Origin of the sequence: Clostridium lentum (assembly GCF_014287815.1) — a bacterium.
Taxonomy (GTDB): domain Bacteria; phylum Bacillota; class Clostridia; order Clostridiales; family Clostridiaceae; genus Clostridium; species Clostridium lentum.
Genome location: NZ_JACOOQ010000004.1, coordinates 1 through 15063, shown reverse-complemented (window position 1 = coordinate 15063; position 15063 = coordinate 1). Strand labels below are relative to the sequence as shown.

The 15063-nt window shown below is 26.9% G+C and carries 19 protein-coding genes and 1 pseudogene; 2 read left to right on the top strand and 18 right to left on the bottom strand.

Translation table 11 applies throughout. The annotated features are described in order from the left end of the window. The first annotated feature begins 51 nt into the window (after nt 1-51). Nucleotides 52-891, top strand: a complete 840-nt coding sequence (locus H8R92_RS03405) for a choline kinase family protein (RefSeq protein WP_186834752.1) — start codon at nt 52-54, stop codon at nt 889-891. Between the two features lie 57 nt (nt 892-948). Here H8R92_RS03405 and H8R92_RS03400 read toward each other — a convergent pair whose 3' ends face one another. Continuing rightward, complete coding sequence (locus H8R92_RS03400; protein ID WP_186834751.1) at nt 949-2457, bottom strand: carboxypeptidase M32; 1509 nt, start codon at nt 2455-2457, stop codon at nt 949-951. Nucleotides 2458-2660: 203 nt separating this feature from the next. On the opposite strand from H8R92_RS03400, the gene H8R92_RS03395 reads away from it, so the two are divergent. After that, nucleotides 2661-3311 carry an NAD(P)H-dependent oxidoreductase gene (locus tag H8R92_RS03395; RefSeq protein ID WP_022211696.1) on the top strand — a complete coding sequence of 217 codons (651 nt, stop codon included), beginning with the start codon at nt 2661-2663 and terminating at the stop codon, nt 3309-3311. Nucleotides 3312-3410: 99 nt separating this feature from the next. Here H8R92_RS03395 and H8R92_RS03390 read toward each other — a convergent pair whose 3' ends face one another. The 17 genes and pseudogenes from H8R92_RS03390 to H8R92_RS03315 all read right to left on the bottom strand — a co-directional run bounded on the left by H8R92_RS03390 (nt 3411) and on the right by H8R92_RS03315 (nt 14962). Further along, the gene (locus tag H8R92_RS03390; RefSeq protein WP_186834750.1) at nt 3411-4664 is read right to left on the bottom strand and encodes an HlyC/CorC family transporter; all 1254 of its coding nucleotides are present in this window, start codon (nt 4662-4664) and stop codon (nt 3411-3413) included. Nucleotides 4665-5125: 461 nt separating this feature from the next. Beyond that, nucleotides 5126-5521, bottom strand: coding sequence for a hypothetical protein (locus H8R92_RS03385; RefSeq protein WP_186834749.1), 396 nt, complete (start codon nt 5519-5521; stop codon nt 5126-5128). Between the two features lie 19 nt (nt 5522-5540). Then, a complete protein-coding gene (locus H8R92_RS03380; protein WP_243166574.1) occupies nt 5541-6086 on the bottom strand; it encodes an AraC family transcriptional regulator in 546 nt (181 codons plus the stop codon). A gap of 59 nt (nt 6087-6145) precedes the next feature. After that, nucleotides 6146-6454 (bottom strand): helix-turn-helix domain-containing protein, encoded by a 309-nt coding sequence (locus H8R92_RS13135; protein WP_302631279.1) that lies wholly within the window; start codon nt 6452-6454, stop codon nt 6146-6148. Beyond that, nucleotides 6448-6645: a hypothetical protein gene (locus tag H8R92_RS03375; RefSeq protein ID WP_186834748.1), complete on the bottom strand. Its 198-nt coding sequence runs from the start codon at nt 6643-6645 to the stop codon at nt 6448-6450. The genes H8R92_RS13135 and H8R92_RS03375 overlap by 7 nt, the downstream gene beginning before the upstream one ends. A 261-nt stretch (nt 6646-6906) precedes the next feature. Beyond that, nucleotides 6907-7266, bottom strand: a complete 360-nt coding sequence (locus H8R92_RS03370; protein ID WP_186834747.1) for a hypothetical protein — start codon at nt 7264-7266, stop codon at nt 6907-6909. 176 nt (nt 7267-7442) lie between these two features. Next, entirely contained in the window at nt 7443-7754 is a 312-nt protein-coding gene (locus H8R92_RS03365) for a hypothetical protein (protein WP_022168340.1), read from the bottom strand. A gap of 273 nt (nt 7755-8027) precedes the next feature. Further along, nucleotides 8028-8897, bottom strand: a complete 870-nt coding sequence (locus H8R92_RS13570) for a DUF2971 domain-containing protein (protein ID WP_436231585.1) — start codon at nt 8895-8897, stop codon at nt 8028-8030. 23 nt (nt 8898-8920) lie between these two features. Continuing rightward, the gene (locus tag H8R92_RS13435) at nt 8921-9079 is read right to left on the bottom strand and encodes a hypothetical protein (protein WP_366461204.1); all 159 of its coding nucleotides are present in this window, start codon (nt 9077-9079) and stop codon (nt 8921-8923) included. Beyond that, nucleotides 9080-9166: pseudogene (locus H8R92_RS13430) on the bottom strand (hypothetical protein); the annotation flags it as partial. It abuts the gene before it with no gap. A gap of 15 nt (nt 9167-9181) precedes the next feature. Further along, nucleotides 9182-9640, bottom strand: coding sequence for a tetratricopeptide repeat protein (locus tag H8R92_RS13425; protein ID WP_302631280.1), 459 nt, complete (start codon nt 9638-9640; stop codon nt 9182-9184). A gap of 1534 nt (nt 9641-11174) precedes the next feature. Then, the gene (locus H8R92_RS03340; RefSeq protein ID WP_186834745.1) at nt 11175-11771 is read right to left on the bottom strand and encodes a hypothetical protein; all 597 of its coding nucleotides are present in this window, start codon (nt 11769-11771) and stop codon (nt 11175-11177) included. A 6-nt stretch (nt 11772-11777) separates the two neighbouring features. Next, nucleotides 11778-13157: an AAA family ATPase gene (locus tag H8R92_RS03335; protein WP_186834744.1), complete on the bottom strand. Its 1380-nt coding sequence runs from the start codon at nt 13155-13157 to the stop codon at nt 11778-11780. 200 nt (nt 13158-13357) lie between these two features. After that, a complete protein-coding gene (locus tag H8R92_RS03330; protein WP_186834743.1) occupies nt 13358-14134 on the bottom strand; it encodes a sigma-70 family RNA polymerase sigma factor in 777 nt (258 codons plus the stop codon). 16 nt (nt 14135-14150) lie between these two features. Beyond that, nucleotides 14151-14393, bottom strand: coding sequence for a hypothetical protein (locus H8R92_RS03325; protein ID WP_186834742.1), 243 nt, complete (start codon nt 14391-14393; stop codon nt 14151-14153). Continuing rightward, nucleotides 14383-14601, bottom strand: a complete 219-nt coding sequence (locus tag H8R92_RS03320; RefSeq protein WP_186834741.1) for a hypothetical protein — start codon at nt 14599-14601, stop codon at nt 14383-14385. The genes H8R92_RS03325 and H8R92_RS03320 overlap by 11 nt, the downstream gene beginning before the upstream one ends. Nucleotides 14602-14758: 157 nt before the next feature. Then, entirely contained in the window at nt 14759-14962 is a 204-nt protein-coding gene (locus tag H8R92_RS03315) for a hypothetical protein (protein ID WP_186834740.1), read from the bottom strand. Nucleotides 14963-15063 lie beyond the last annotated feature (101 nt).

Sequence of the window (15063 nt, the reverse complement as noted above, 5' to 3'; positions counted from 1 at the left end):
ATACAATAATTTTCAGTTAAAATTTTTCATTTAAAATCTTAAGGTGATATTATGAATTTAAAATTAAATGACTTTATTTTAAAGGAGCTTAATTTCAATATTAATGATGTTTCTATTAAGACAAAACTATCCGGACTTAATAATGAATGCTATAAAATTGAATATTTAAATACTCCTTATTTTATTAGAATATGTAATAAATCTAAAGACATGGAAGAAAAAAATATAATAAAAATATGCGCACAAAACAACATAGCTCCAAGGCTTTTATATTATTCAGCCGCTTCTGGCAATATGGTTACTGAATGGATAAATGGACACATGCCAAATGAAAGAGAATTTTCTTCCATAGGTTTCATTGCTGATTTAACTACAAAATTAAAAACTCTTCATAGCTTGAAATACTGTAAGCACTTTAATCCTTTTAATGAAATTAAGGAAAGCTTATTATTATGCGAAAAAAATCAACTTCAATTACCTACCTTTATCAATATACTAATTGATAAACTAAAAACTATTGAATATTTTTGCTTAGAGAATATGGATATAGGACTTTGTCATAATGATCTCAATCCATCAAATATACTTATTACAGGCAATGATTTATACTTTATAGATTATGAGTTTTCAGCCATAGGTGATATATTCTACGACCTTGCCACTTTATCTTGGATGATGAATGATGAGGGTAAAAAAAATCTATTAAAGTTCTATTTTCATAAACCTACCAATTATCACTATAAGAAGCTTGCTTATTATCTTTATGTTGTTAAGTTTTGGAATGCCTGTTGGTCATTACTGAAGTCTAAAGACAATACCAGTACTTATGACTATAAAAAAGGTGCTGAAATGATTTTTCAGGATTTATGGCAGAATTATAGTTTAGATTAACCATATTTTCTTTATCAAAATAGAGGCAGCCCTAATGGGCTACCTCTTTAATTGATATTAATAGTTATAAATAGCTTTATATTTATTATCTAAGTATTGAAGGAAGTACTTTGCTTGAAGCTCTTCCCCAGTAATTTTCTTTATTAAATTACTTGGATCATAAAGATTTGCATATTCATGAACATTTTCCTTTAACCATTTATGCACTGGCTGAAGATTTCCTTTACCAATTTCCTCATAAATTCCTGGTACATCCTTAGTCATCTTATGAAGCATTTGTGCACCATATAGATTTCCTAAAGCATAGCTTGGAAAGTAACCAAATGATCCATCTGACCAATGTACATCTTGTAATACACCTTCCTTATCACTTGTAGGCTCTACCCCTAAATATTCCTTATATTTCTTATTCCATACTTTTGGAAGGTCTTTAACCTCTATAATATCATTAATTAAAAGTTTTTCTATTTCATACCTTATTATTATGTGAAGACTATAAGTTAGCTCATCTGCTTCTGTTCTAATAAGCGATGGTGTAACTTTATTTAATGCCTTATAAAACTCTTCTTCTGAAACTCCATCAAATTGTTCATTAAATTGCTTAATTGCTTCCTTATATAAGTAATTGCTAAATTCTCTACTCTTTCCAATGATATTTTCATAAAATCTTGATTGTGATTCATGAACTGCCATAGAAGAAGCAACATTTAAACCAGTACCTTCCAATAAATCTGGTATATCTTGCTCATAAAGTGCGTGACCACCTTCATGAATAGCTGAAAATAATGCTGAAGTAAAATCATTTTCATAGTAATGATTAGTTATTCTAACATCCTTATTAGTCATATCAAGTGTATAAGGATGCTCTGTTTCATCCATTCTTCCTCTCTTAAAATCAAAACCCATAAGATCTAAAATCTTTAAAGATAAGCTTTCTTGTTCTGATTTAGGAAAATGATTATGGAAGAAGGAATCATCTATTGTCTTTCCTGTGACCTTTATTTTATTTAATATTTCTACTATACCATCCCTTAATTCTCCAAAAACTTTATCAAGCTTATTTACTGTAAGGCCTGCTTCATAATCATCAAGAAGGGCATCATATTTATTATCTTCATAGCCTTTGTATTCTATAGACTTTTTAGTAAGATCCACTATTTTTTCTAAGGCTGGTTTAAACACATCAAAATCACTAGCATTTTTTGCTTTTTCCCATGCCACTTCTCCTCTTGATGCTGCTAGTGAAAATTCCTTGATAAATTCTTCTGGATATCTCTTTTGATTTTCATACTTTTTCTTTAGCTGTTCGGTCATTCTCTTATGAATATAATCAAATTCACCCATATGACTTTCAAAAAATTCTATAAATTCTGCAATTTTTGGTGATACATTCAAGCTATGCACTTCTGTTTGAAAGAATGATAATGTTTCTGCCCTTGATTCTGCCATAGCTTCTGGCATTCCTGTAGTCATATCCCAATACATAAGGTTTCCTGCTGTAGTATAGTGATTTATTTTTTTTAAATATTCAGCAAATTCTTTTAATTTTTTTTCTACTTCACTCATATATATAGCTCCCACTTTAATATTTTTATATGAATCTATACTACCACTTTATATAAAATTTTTCCATTGATTTAAAAAGATTATTCCTGTTCACAGTATTGAAACTCTCCTTATATATATGTTAAAATAAGACAATAATAATATATGCTGATATACATAAAAATTAATTTAATATAAATTATAAATAAAGGAGTATGCTTTTTATGAATAAAAATGAAGTAATTAATATATTAAACTTTAGACATGCCTGTAAAGAATTTAATAACCAAAAAAGTATAAGTAAAGAAGATTTAGATGTTATCCTAGAAGGAGGTCGCTTAGCTCCTAGCTCTGTAGGTATTGAACCTTGGCACTTTATTGTTGTAGAAAATAAAAATCTAAAAGATAAATTAAGTGAAGTATGCTTTGGTGGAGCAAAACAAATTCAAACTTGCAGTGACTTTATTGTATTATTAACTAGAACTGCTGATGAAATCAAATCTGATTCTCATTACATCGAATATTTACTAAAAGATGTGCAAAACCTTACTGATGAACATTATAATATGATGAAAGGCTTTTTAAAAAATGTAGATAATATGTTTGATAATGATAAAGCCTTCCAAGCCTATGCAACTGAACAAACATATATTGCTTTATCAAGCATGATGCTTACTGCTGCTATGCTAGAAATTGATTCTTGCCCTATTGGAGGAATGGATAAGAAAGCTGTTACTAAAATTCTTGTGGAGGAAGGTTTGCTAGACACTAAAAAGTTCCAAGTAACCCTTGGTTGTGCTTTTGGTTACCGTGCTAAGCCTGCCACTCCTAAGAAACGTCAACCCCTAAGTGAAGTATCTACCATTGTAAAATAAACATCAACTTTTATTAAATTTATAATTATTAATCAAAAATATATAATCTAAAAAGTAATAGGATGTATTTTTGCATCCTATTACTTTTTTACTTCTAAATTAACTTGATATTTCCATTGGCTCATCTACTGTGATTCTTATTTCTAGAACACATCGCTTAGTGGCCTTTTGGATTACTATCTTAAGATTTTTATATTCAAAACTTTCTCCTACCTTTGGTATCTTTCCAAACTGTTGAATAACCCAGCCATTAACTGAATTCACTTCAAATTCATCTTCCAAATCAACCTCTTCTAATACCTTTTCTATATTAGCGTTACCTCTAACAATATATTCATCTTCACCTATCTTTTCAATATCATTTACTACCTTATCATGTTCATCCCAAATTTCTCCTACCAATTCCTCTAAAATATCCTCTAAAGTTATAATCCCCATGGTTCCACCATACTCATCTGCTATAAGAGCCATATGAGATTTATTATTTTGTAAAACTTTTAGTAAGTGCGATAACTTCATATGAGGTTGTATAACATTAAGCGGTTTAATTATGCTACTTATTTCTTCATTGTTATTATTTACTACAATATTAATAAGATCCTTTTCATTGATTATACCAATGACATTATCTATATTATCATGATAAACTGGAATCCTTGAAAATCCACTTTCAATAAATAGGTTCAGCAGTTCTTCCTTGCTACAACTATCTTTTACGGCAATCATATCAACACGTGGTGTGAAAGCTTCTATAACCTCTTGTTCATTAAGCTCTATGGCACTTTTAATTATTTCTAATTGCTGTGGATTTATTCCACCTTCATTTTCTGCTTCTTCAGCTATTGTTAATATTTCATCTTCAGTTATACCTGAATGCTTTTGTATTTTTAATACCTTGCTTATGAGCTTTTTCCAAAGACAAAATATATGATTTACAGGCTTTAAAATAATGCAAAAAACATTAAGCAATGGTGCTGAAACTATGGCAAAACTTTCTGGAATATCTTTTGCTATACTCTTTGGTGAAATTTCACCAAAAATAAGTATTAGAATAGTCATAACAATAGTTGATACTGTAACACCTGAACTACCTAGTAACTTTGTAAATAAAACTGCTGCTAAAGATGCAGTGGCAATATTAACAATATTATTACCAATTAAAATTGTTGATATCACTGAGTCATACTTTTCAGAAAGCTCTAAAGCAAGCTTTGCTTTTTTATTTCCCTTATTAGCTATACTTTTTAGCTTAATCTTATTTAACGAAGAATACGCAGTCTCTGTTGCTGAAAAATAAGCAGACATTGTAATTAATAAAACTAAAATTAAGATACTCGATATACTATCTTCCATACATATTTCCCCTTATCTTTAATTTAACTCTTCATTTTCTATATGAATACCATTTATTTAAATTTGTTCATTAATCCTTTCAAAAAATATAAATGCAAAAAGACATAACCTCCATTTTAAATAAAAATGCAGACTATGTCCTATATTATAATTTCCATGTTTATCATATATAACTTAGCCGTTTGTTCATCATTTTCACACGACTTATACATTTAGCTTCCCTTCCTTTTTACCATTTATAATATTCTATTCATATAAATACAAAATATTTCCTATTAATAATATAATATCATATTTCTGTAATTTGTAAAAAAATATAAATAACTCTATGTTCTGAGAACCTTTATGAATCTAATTAAAAATATACTTATAAAAATAAGAGCACCAAAGAAAAGGTGCTCTCATTTTTATGCTGAACATGGCATAAGCTTATCTATTTTCCATTATTAATATGAATCCTTCTATTCCTTCCACATAGGCTCTATATATTCCTTTATCAATTTCATTCTGTCCTTAACCCTTGGTTTAAAATATGAAGCAATAATAATTACCATATTCTCCTTAGGATTAATGTATATAACATTGCCACCATCCCCTAAAGCAGCAAATGAATGCTCTTCTTTATCAATAATCCACCATAACAAACCATATTTTAAATCATTCCAATTGCTTTTTTCTTCTGTACTCTCATAAATCCACTCTGATGATACAATTTGCTGTCCATTCCATTTTCCTTTATTTAAAGTACATTCATTTTCATAATACTCATACACAGATACTCCATTCTTTTGCACTATAATAGCACCAGTATTCCCATACTTTTCTCTAATGATTTGTTCTAATTTTATTGTATCCATTTAAAATTCCTCCATTTCTTCAAATGGGTTCAATTGGCAAATAGATGTCAACCTTAATTATATGATCTTTTTCTTGCTGAGGATTATTTAAGTACACCTCAAAAGGACAAGCATTTCTTGGAACATATCCACTTGTCATAAGCCATTGTTGATACACATAATCCCATGCATCTTCAAATTTCTCCTGGGTGATTTCAAAATGTCCCACTGCATATAATCCACCTTCTATAGTCATTACGCCAAGCATTCCGTCTTCCTTTGCTGTACAAGACTTAGGAACAGTTATACATAAACTAGTTCGAAACTGTTCTTCCTTTCCGAATTCAGGATTATCATGATACATGGCAAGAACTTGATTTTCATCAGCTTTCAAAAGTTTCTGTTTTGCTGCAGCTCTAAAAAGATTTTCCATTAATCTTGCATATTCCTTAGCTAACGAAGTGTAGTTACCAGTGTGTCTAATATATACCACCTGAAATTCTTCCACTTTTTTAAGTTGAATTTGTCCAGTTATAGAAAACGGATTTGTTACCCATTCTTTCTTTTTCTCAGATTTATTGTACATGGATATAAAAATATTTTCTTTGCATTTCGTGCTATATTTTTTTCTATACTCAAAGGGACTTATTCCATAATAATTTTTAAAAGCTCTTGAAAAAATAGCTGAATCAGTAAATCATATGCAATATCAGTAATATTTCTATCTTCTCTATGGGCCAGCATAAACAAAGCATACTCCATACGAATTCTATTTACATAATGAGATAAAGACTCATGTAATACACTTTTAAAAATACGGTTAAAATGATATTTTGAAAAACCAGCTACATCAGACAACTCTTTGGTAGACATATTCCTCCAATAGTTATTTTCAATATAATCTTGAACCTTATGTATTCTACTAACATACTGACACTTATAATCATCTAACACTTTTCCTCAACCCCTAAATCATACTTACAAGTTAATACTTGTCTTTCAAAGCCATATTCGTGTAATGTAAGATTATCATCAATTATTTCATTCCAAATCTTAATATTGTTGCAATTCATTTCTTCAATTATATTTTCATATACCACTTTAAGCTGTGGTAAATCATCCATCTTAGCAATTCTAAAATTCATCCTCTAACCTCTCACAAACATAAATTATTACTCTTAAAAATCCAGTAACATTTTTAATAAACTCTCAAATTACCTACCATCTAAATAATAGTTATATTGTATATTATAACCACTTAGTATAATTAATGAAATATCAACAGTTTATCAAAACAAATCTTATTAATATAAGGCTCTGTTTTAAAATAATGTTGATAATATATACAGAATTTAAAAAACCAGTGATTTCTAACTCACTGGTCTCTAGTTCGTAATATGTTAAAATTATTCATCATTAAGAACCCTCTTTAAACTTGAATTTATTGCATCTGAATCTTCTGGATGTTCTATAAGCAATCTATTTGCTTCCATAATAGCAGCAGACCTTGAGGTTTGTACTGATTGTTTTACTTTAGAGTCCTCAATAGATTTAATATAATCCTTTTGTTTCTGCCAAGCATCTTTTATTATTGTATAGTATTCATCTTCAGTTGATTCCTCTTGAGTATATTGTTCTATATTTGATTGAATATCTTGGTGCATATCTTCATGGTTATTATCTTCTGAATTATTCTTCTGTCCACATGACACAAGTGACAGAGATAATAACACTAATCCTAATTTAAAAAATATCCTTTTATTCATTTAAATCTCCTCATAAATTATAAGATTATTAGTTCAATATATTATATAAAGCAATTTTGAATTCTTAATGTTCCAATAATTACTCTTCTTAAATTTGTGTACAAATAGTAATCTTGTCTACTTTTATTTTAAATCGCAATATATTCAGATTGTTTTACTAATATCAAAATTTAAATTTAGATAATGGCTGTAAAAAGTAACGAAGTTACTATTATAATTGTTACCATAATAGTTGATAGTATATTACCAACTTTAGAACCAAAATTATCATTAAACTTATAACCAATAATTAATGATGGAATATAAAATAATAGAGAGTAGAATATTGTATAATGTGTTCCTTGATTTCCATTAGACCATGATTTTAACCCAATATAATTTAAAATATTATCTCCTATACAAACCTTATTAAATGTAAAGGCAAATAAAGAACCTATAATAAATAACACTAAAGAAGTTGTACCTATTCCTATCTTTCTTTTTTTCACATTACCTCCTCCAATATACTATAATTGATTTATACAATAAGAATTTTAATAATCAACTAATTCGTATAAAATTACAATTGTTCATAAATCATTATATTTATTGTACACTAGAAACAGCAAAGTTAAAACAAATTTTACCTCTTATGCATAAATTAGCCCTTTAATCTTAAAATCCTTTATTAAAGATATAGAATGTGTTGAATTAGCATGAATAAAAAATTTCTTAAGCTTATTTCTTTCCATTTTTCTTTTAAATAATTGAGTCCATTTATATCAAAAAAAGTAGTTAGTTAGGAACTTGGTTGAAACACCATTAAACTTCCTTATCCATCTTTTTAAGCTACTATGAAAGGCATTAACTCTTTTTACTATTCGAACTTCTTTTTCATGCTCATAATTTTTATCCTTAAATAAAAATCTAACTTGATCTAAAATATTTATTATAATATTTTTAATTATAGTACTTCTTTCTTCATTTTTATTAATATAATTTATTAAATCTATAAGTTTACTACCAATTAACTCTATATAATCTCTAATATCATCATCAATTTTATCACTTGATAATTCATCCAAATATTTTACTTTATATAAACAATAAGTATCATTATTTTCGCTGACTTCTTTATCGATTTCATCATCAGTAATATTTTCTTCTTCATAACTTTCTTTTTTAGGATATCCAATGGAATTTTTTTCTTCTTTATCAAATCTTGATATATCATATACTAAACAACATCCTTTCCCATTATCCGAATATTGTACCCACATTGGTAGTGATGTATCTATAGCCTCTGAAAAGCTTAACAAGAAAACATGGTTTTTACCCTTCAATACATTAACCCTCTCATTTGATTTTGTATCTTCGTATAAATCATCGATTAACTCTTTTACTAGTTCTTTCTTACTCGCTTTTAATAAATTAATAAATAATACACATTCAGTTGGATCATTCATATATGCTGCATTATTTATTCGTAGATATGATTTATCTTTATTTTTATTATTTATTGATTCTTCACTACTATGTCTATTAAGTTTAAATAGATATTTTAAAGAATTCAATTTGGTATAATGTGCAACTTGTTTAAAACAATATTTTTCATCTGTTTTATTATATAAAAAACTTTCTTTCAAACTCATAACTGCTATGAAAAGATTAGCTATTAATTTTTTTCTTCATTATTTTTCACATTTTCTTGTACATATTTACAAAAACTCTTATCCTTCATTAATATAATCATAAGAGGTTTTATTTCAATCGCTTTGTTATATGCTTCCCATGCCTCTTCTTTTTCATTTCTTAGAATCTTTAAATGACCTATTTGACAATATGCATATACATTATTATTCTCCCTTTTAATAGCTTCATTAAAATCTTTTAATGCTTCATCATATTGTCCATATTCTTTGAGTAATCTTCCTCTTTAGCAATATGCATAAACGTTGTTATTTATTTCAATTGCTTTAGTATAATCTTTTAGTGCATTTTCTTTATTACCGGATTCTTCATATAGATTACCTCTATTACAATATGCATACTCATTAGTATTTTCATACTTTATAGCCTTACTATAATCATTTATTGCTAACTCCTTTTCTCCCCTTTCTTTATAATAATCAGCTCTTTGGCAATAAGCATACGGCATAGTATTATCTTTGCTTATTGCTATATTATAACACTCCAACACATTTTCATATTTTTTACTCATTTTATATATATTACCTTTTTGAGAATATACATAAGCATCATTGTTTTTTGTATACTTTTCATTTAAATTTATTGATGTATCATAATCTTCTAACGCTTCTTTAAGTTTACCTATGTCTGAATATGCATCTCCTCGTTTATAATAAGCAACATAATTATTTTTATCCAACTCTATTGCTTTAGTATAATCATCTAATGCTCCTTTTTTATTTCCTACTTATCTATAATAATCAGCTCTTTCAATATAAAAGTCTTTATTATAAGGATTGCAGTTAATTTTATTTGTATAATAATCTTCATTATTCCCCATTCAGTAATCCTCCGTTACATATTTTTATCTTAGTAATATTTATTACATTACCCAAAAATATATTACCTCTTATTAGAGTATTTATATTACATTATTGGGTTATTATAATTTATTGTTTCGATTCCCGCTAACGGCACCATTTATTTAAGATAATGGCTGTATTACTTTGTTTAGACACCTTATAGTACAGGCTTTTTAATAATTTGTTACTATTTTGGTAACCATCAGAAATTATTTTTAGTACTTTTCTAATTTTTAAAATATATATTTTATCATTTTAACGATTCACCTTTCTCATTAGAACTATATTTTTTTATATAATACTTCTTCCTCTTTAACTCCTAATCACTTAGCTATCAGAATAATATAATGTTGAAGGAAATATCTGAATAAGTCTTAGAAACTTTTTATTCCTGAAGTGAAACATTAAAGTTTCTAGATAAAATAAAAACACTTTCCATAAAGTTTTCACCTCATAGAAAGTGTATATATCAATAATTTCACAACTCTGAGTGTAGCAAAGAGTTGTTTCCTTTAGCTATAAAGGATATTATAAACTCGGAGGAAATATCTAAATAAGTTGCTGGAATTTCATTGTTAATGAAGAAGAACATGCGTTAAGAAAATTTATTTGTCTGAGCGACAGCCAGTTATAAATTTTTAGCATATTCTTCTTAAGGAATCGTAGTGTTTCAATGCAAAATAAAAAACACCTACTATAAAGTTTTACCCTCATAGAAAGTGCCTATATCAACTATTTTCACAATTCCCAATGAAATGAAGAATTGTTTCCTTTAGCTATCAGAATAATATAATGTTGGAGGAAATATCTGAATGAGTCTTAGAAACTCTTTATTCCTGAAGTGGAACATACGTTAAGAAAATTTATTTGTCTTTGTATAAAAGCGTTATAAATTTTTAATATAAAAAAGCAGTTTCATCTAAATTATCTCTAAATAAAACTGCTTTAACTCTCTTTGTTATTACTAATTAAAAACTTAAATTAATTCATATTGCTATGAACTTATATTTTCATTTTTAATTTTACATTTCTATTAATGCACAACATTATGAATCAGCAATAAATTCATCATTCATCACTCATAATTCATAATTTTTACTCGTCCCATCCTTCTGGGAGGGGTAATGTAAATTTATTATATATTATCATAATCATAAAATGGCTTAAATACTTAATTTATAAATTATTTTTCATTATAAAAAATTATACTCTTTTATTCTATAAGGGGCAATAAAGGGGGCAAATTAAATTTTACCCCTTTTTCAATTATATACTTACTTTATTAATTAAATTTTATTCTTTATAAACATATATGTATACAATGCTTGTACAATTATTAAGATTATTTATACATTAATAATTTATACTCTTCATAAATTAGAAAAGAGAATAGCTCCCCCCCCCTGTATCTTTATCTAATATAATTCTACTATGTTCACATTTTAATTTATTAAAAGCATATAATTCTACTTGTCCACTTTCCCAATCATCTACCTCAGTATTTTTTAAAGACTTTCCAACTTGGCTTCTTAATTCTATTAGTGTTGCAGCTCTTTGGGCTCTTATCTTATCATTTCTAAAACAAGTATATAATTTTATATTATTATAATCTATATTAATTCCTAAATATCCTGCTAGACTTCTTGCATTTAAAAAACCTCCCAGGAATTGCTCTTTTATACCATTCCACTCTTTACTTTTAACAGTTTTCTTAAACTCCAATATATGTAAAATCCATGTATCATTAACTTTTTCAAAAATTATACTATCTGCACATCTCTTATAGTGTAGATAGGAGTTCAAATTCTTATCTACTTGTTTAAAAACAATACATGGATTATTGACCATTAACTTCAGTTCAGCTTCTCCGTCTTTAGATTTCTCTTCTAAATATATATTTTCTTCTGATATTTCAATACAATCTTTTTCTTTTTTTAAGTAGCTTATCATTTTATCTATTTCTTTATTAAACATTTTCTATTACTCCTCAAAAGCTCTAGATTGTTCTAATAAATCTTCTAACATTTTATTGAATGTAGGAACCTCAAATCCAAACTCTCCACATTCTAATTTTGTTATAGTTGTTTTATGATCTATAACATCCAATTGATACATTTTTATTTTATCAGACGTAATTAAATCTTTTTCTGTATATCTATACTCATTCATCAATTTCTCTTTATTACTATTTGCTGAAAGCTTTATGATATTATTTATATTTTGTAATATAATATCACTATGAGTTGTAATAATTACTTGAGTATCAGTATTAGCTATTTGAATTAAAGCTCTTGATATTAACCATTGTAATTTAGGATGTAAACACATTTCTGGTTCTTCCATCATTAATGCACATAAATCTTTTTTATATTTTAACATTAATAATAATGGTGTCATTTCAGTTATTACACCTGATGAAATAAACATAGGTAACTGCTCATTGCTTCCATTAGGTATATATTTTAAATCACTAATTGGAGTTTCATCAATTTCAACTTTACCATCAATTATATATTCCTCAATAAATTTTACTATATGATTATATGTCTCTCTAAGATCATCTTTTGAAATTGATGAAAGGTCTGTAAGAAACTCACTGCATGGTCTAGTTAATAAATTTTTTTCTGTTTCTCCAGCATTAAACTTATCCTTTATTGATCCTTCAACTAATGTTTTATAAGTTAAAAGAAATCCAGTTCTTGATGTTGGTAAATAACAAACCCCTTTAGTTGAACAATCAAAACAATTAAGTTTTATTATTTGTTGTATTATACCAAATATCACCAAATCATATTTATTAAAAACCTCACTTGGAATTCTAAGCCCACCCTTTAACCTTCCATGCTCATCCTTTTCAATGAATAATATTTCAATCTCTTTTTCTCTTTCTAATATATCACTAAAAACTTCATTATCATTTTCACCAACAGCTTCAATAAAAGTTTCTCTAACAGTTTTTTTCATATATAATCTATCATTATACTTAAATGTTAATTCTATTTCTCCTAATTCTATTTCCGTATTAAAAATTGATTTAATAAATCTTTTTTTATTATTCATTAATGTTTCATTTAAAATATTGATAAATAATTTAAATTGATTTTCTTCAACTTTTATTTCAAAGTCTTTTTCCATTTCTAAACTTTGAATCCAATTAATTATTCCTTTATATGCTTCACTTTCCTTATTAATATTATATTCAAATGGATTTAATTTAATTTTCATTATTCCATAAATCAATGACATAAGATAACTTTTACCGCTATTATTATCACCAACAAACAATGTAAAAGGTGATATCTCAATATCAGCCTCTTTTATCTTACCAAATTCTTTAACTTTCAAGTTCCAGTTTTTCATTTTTTCTCCCTTCTAAAAAGATCTCTCATAAATTAATCTTTAATTATATTATATACTTTCTAGGAAAAATATCCCATTAATTTGTTCTCTATTTTATAATATCTTATCTTGTACTAACTATGCAAATGTTTTATTATTTAATATTATAAATTATGATTAAAATTATTCAAACTAAGCATAAATTATATTCATAATATTCTCTATCCACACAACTTTTCCTTTTCAATATAAAAAATACGCTTACATTTTTGCAAGTGCATTATATCTATACATCTATCCCCCCAATTTCTAAATATACCCAAATGAAACTTATCTATATATCCAAGTTCTGCAAACTCCTTTATACGACTCATAGCCCATGAGCTATTTCTTAACTTCCTTAATGCATTACTCTCTATATTTCTCACCTTATCCCTAGTAATGCCAAATATATCTGCTATATCATCTAATTTCATTGGTGTAGTGTTCCAACCATATTTAAACTTTAATATTTCTCTTTGCATTAAAGTATTTTTCTGCTGCATTACTTCCTCAAGATCTTCTCTTAACTTATTTAAAAATAGCTTTTCTTCTATATTCTCAAATCCATAATCTACATATGCTACACTATCACCAACCTCTATTTCTTCATCTTCTCCAGTTGGTTTATTTAAGCTAGTACATTGATGATAAAATTTATTATTTTCTATATCCTTACTTGTCTTTCCATTTACACAACTATTAATATATCTATTTATATAGTGAACTGCATAAGTAATAAATTTAGCTTTATTCTCTATATCAAATTTATATTTCTTAGCAGCTGCAATAAGTCCTAAAACTCCACTTTGAAATAAATCGTCAAATTCTAACTCTCTATTTATGCCATTATATTTATTTGCTATTTTATGTATTATACCTGTATTTGCTTGCATAAGCTTTTCTAATGCCTTTTTATCTCCATTTTGATATAGTTGTACTAATTCCTCATTACTCATTCTGTGACCTCTTTAACTAACCTTCTATTAACTGTTGTATAACATGAATTAACTTTCCATGATCTGAACAACTAACTATTTCTTTATCTTTTATTGCTCTTGTAAATTCTGTTCCTTTATCATAATTAGCAAATGCTTCATTGATAGTAGCTCCAGTAACTTTTAACTCGCTACCATCTGAAAATTTTATAATTACTAACTTATCTAAATCCTTTATTAGAGCCTTTTTAATCTTATTTAACCTATTCCTACTTATCATTAACCAATTCCTCCAACTCTTGAACTTGCTTTTCTAATTCATCAGTTCTAATACTGTTTAAAATAGAATTACATGAGTAAATTATTGCATTAGCCTTTTTAACATCTATTTCATCATTAGCAATCATATTAGTAACCTTTGCTAAAGTCCTTCTTATATCCTTTGGACTGCTTAATCTAAAACTTATTTTCTTCTTTTTAGTACTCATAGGGAGTATACCCCTTCTTTCTTTCTTAGTAATATCAATGCTTTAAGCCTATTTTTCATATACAAAAAGGGGCTTTTTTAACCCCTAATCTATATCTTATATAACTTTTTAGTATTCCTTACTAAAACTATTTATAAGTTATTAATACCTTCATTCATTACTGAATATCCTGTATCATTTCTATTGCTATACTTAATTTCATTGAATTTGCATTCTCTATATCAGAAGTAAATACATAAGATATATCCTTTTCTAAAGATTCTATAGTGTTTATATTATGATCTATATTATCTACTCCAAATATCTCTTGAATACCTTCTAGGTTATTCTTTACAAAGATCTTTCGTGAACTACTCGCCACTTATAGAAGTGGGAGCTTCTTGGTCAATATACCCAACAGTACAAGTTTACCCAAGCTAACAAGGTAGTTCCTACCTCAATATAATACCAAAATTACATTGC

Bases quoted from the DNA above. Each gene is read 5' to 3' on its own strand.
- H8R92_RS03320 (WP_186834741.1), bottom strand. From the start codon at position 14,601: ATGAGTACTAAAAAGAAGAAAATAAGTTTTAGATTAAGCAGTCCAAAG.
- H8R92_RS03335 (WP_186834744.1), bottom strand. From the start codon at position 13,157: ATGAAAAACTGGAACTTGAAAGTTAAAGAATTTGGTAAGATAAAAGAG.
- H8R92_RS03370 (WP_186834747.1), bottom strand. From the start codon at position 7,266: ATGAATAAAAGGATATTTTTTAAATTAGGATTAGTGTTATTATCTCTG.
- H8R92_RS03395 (WP_022211696.1), top strand. From the start codon at position 2,661: ATGAATAAAAATGAAGTAATTAATATATTAAACTTTAGACATGCCTGT.
- H8R92_RS03375 (WP_186834748.1), bottom strand. From the start codon at position 6,645: ATGAATTTTAGAATTGCTAAGATGGATGATTTACCACAGCTTAAAGTG.
- H8R92_RS03325 (WP_186834742.1), bottom strand. From the start codon at position 14,393: ATGATAAGTAGGAATAGGTTAAATAAGATTAAAAAGGCTCTAATAAAG.
- H8R92_RS03340 (WP_186834745.1), bottom strand. From the start codon at position 11,771: ATGTTTAATAAAGAAATAGATAAAATGATAAGCTACTTAAAAAAAGAA.
- H8R92_RS03380 (WP_243166574.1), bottom strand. From the start codon at position 6,086: ATGTACAATAAATCTGAGAAAAAGAAAGAATGGGTAACAAATCCGTTT.
- H8R92_RS03390 (WP_186834750.1), bottom strand. From the start codon at position 4,664: ATGGAAGATAGTATATCGAGTATCTTAATTTTAGTTTTATTAATTACA.
- H8R92_RS03385 (WP_186834749.1), bottom strand. From the start codon at position 5,521: ATGGATACAATAAAATTAGAACAAATCATTAGAGAAAAGTATGGGAAT.
- H8R92_RS03400 (WP_186834751.1), bottom strand. From the start codon at position 2,457: ATGAGTGAAGTAGAAAAAAAATTAAAAGAATTTGCTGAATATTTAAAA.
- H8R92_RS13570 (WP_436231585.1), bottom strand. From the start codon at position 8,897: ATGAGTTTGAAAGAAAGTTTTTTATATAATAAAACAGATGAAAAATAT.
- H8R92_RS03330 (WP_186834743.1), bottom strand. From the start codon at position 14,134: ATGAGTAATGAGGAATTAGTACAACTATATCAAAATGGAGATAAAAAG.
- H8R92_RS03405 (WP_186834752.1), top strand. From the start codon at position 52: ATGAATTTAAAATTAAATGACTTTATTTTAAAGGAGCTTAATTTCAAT.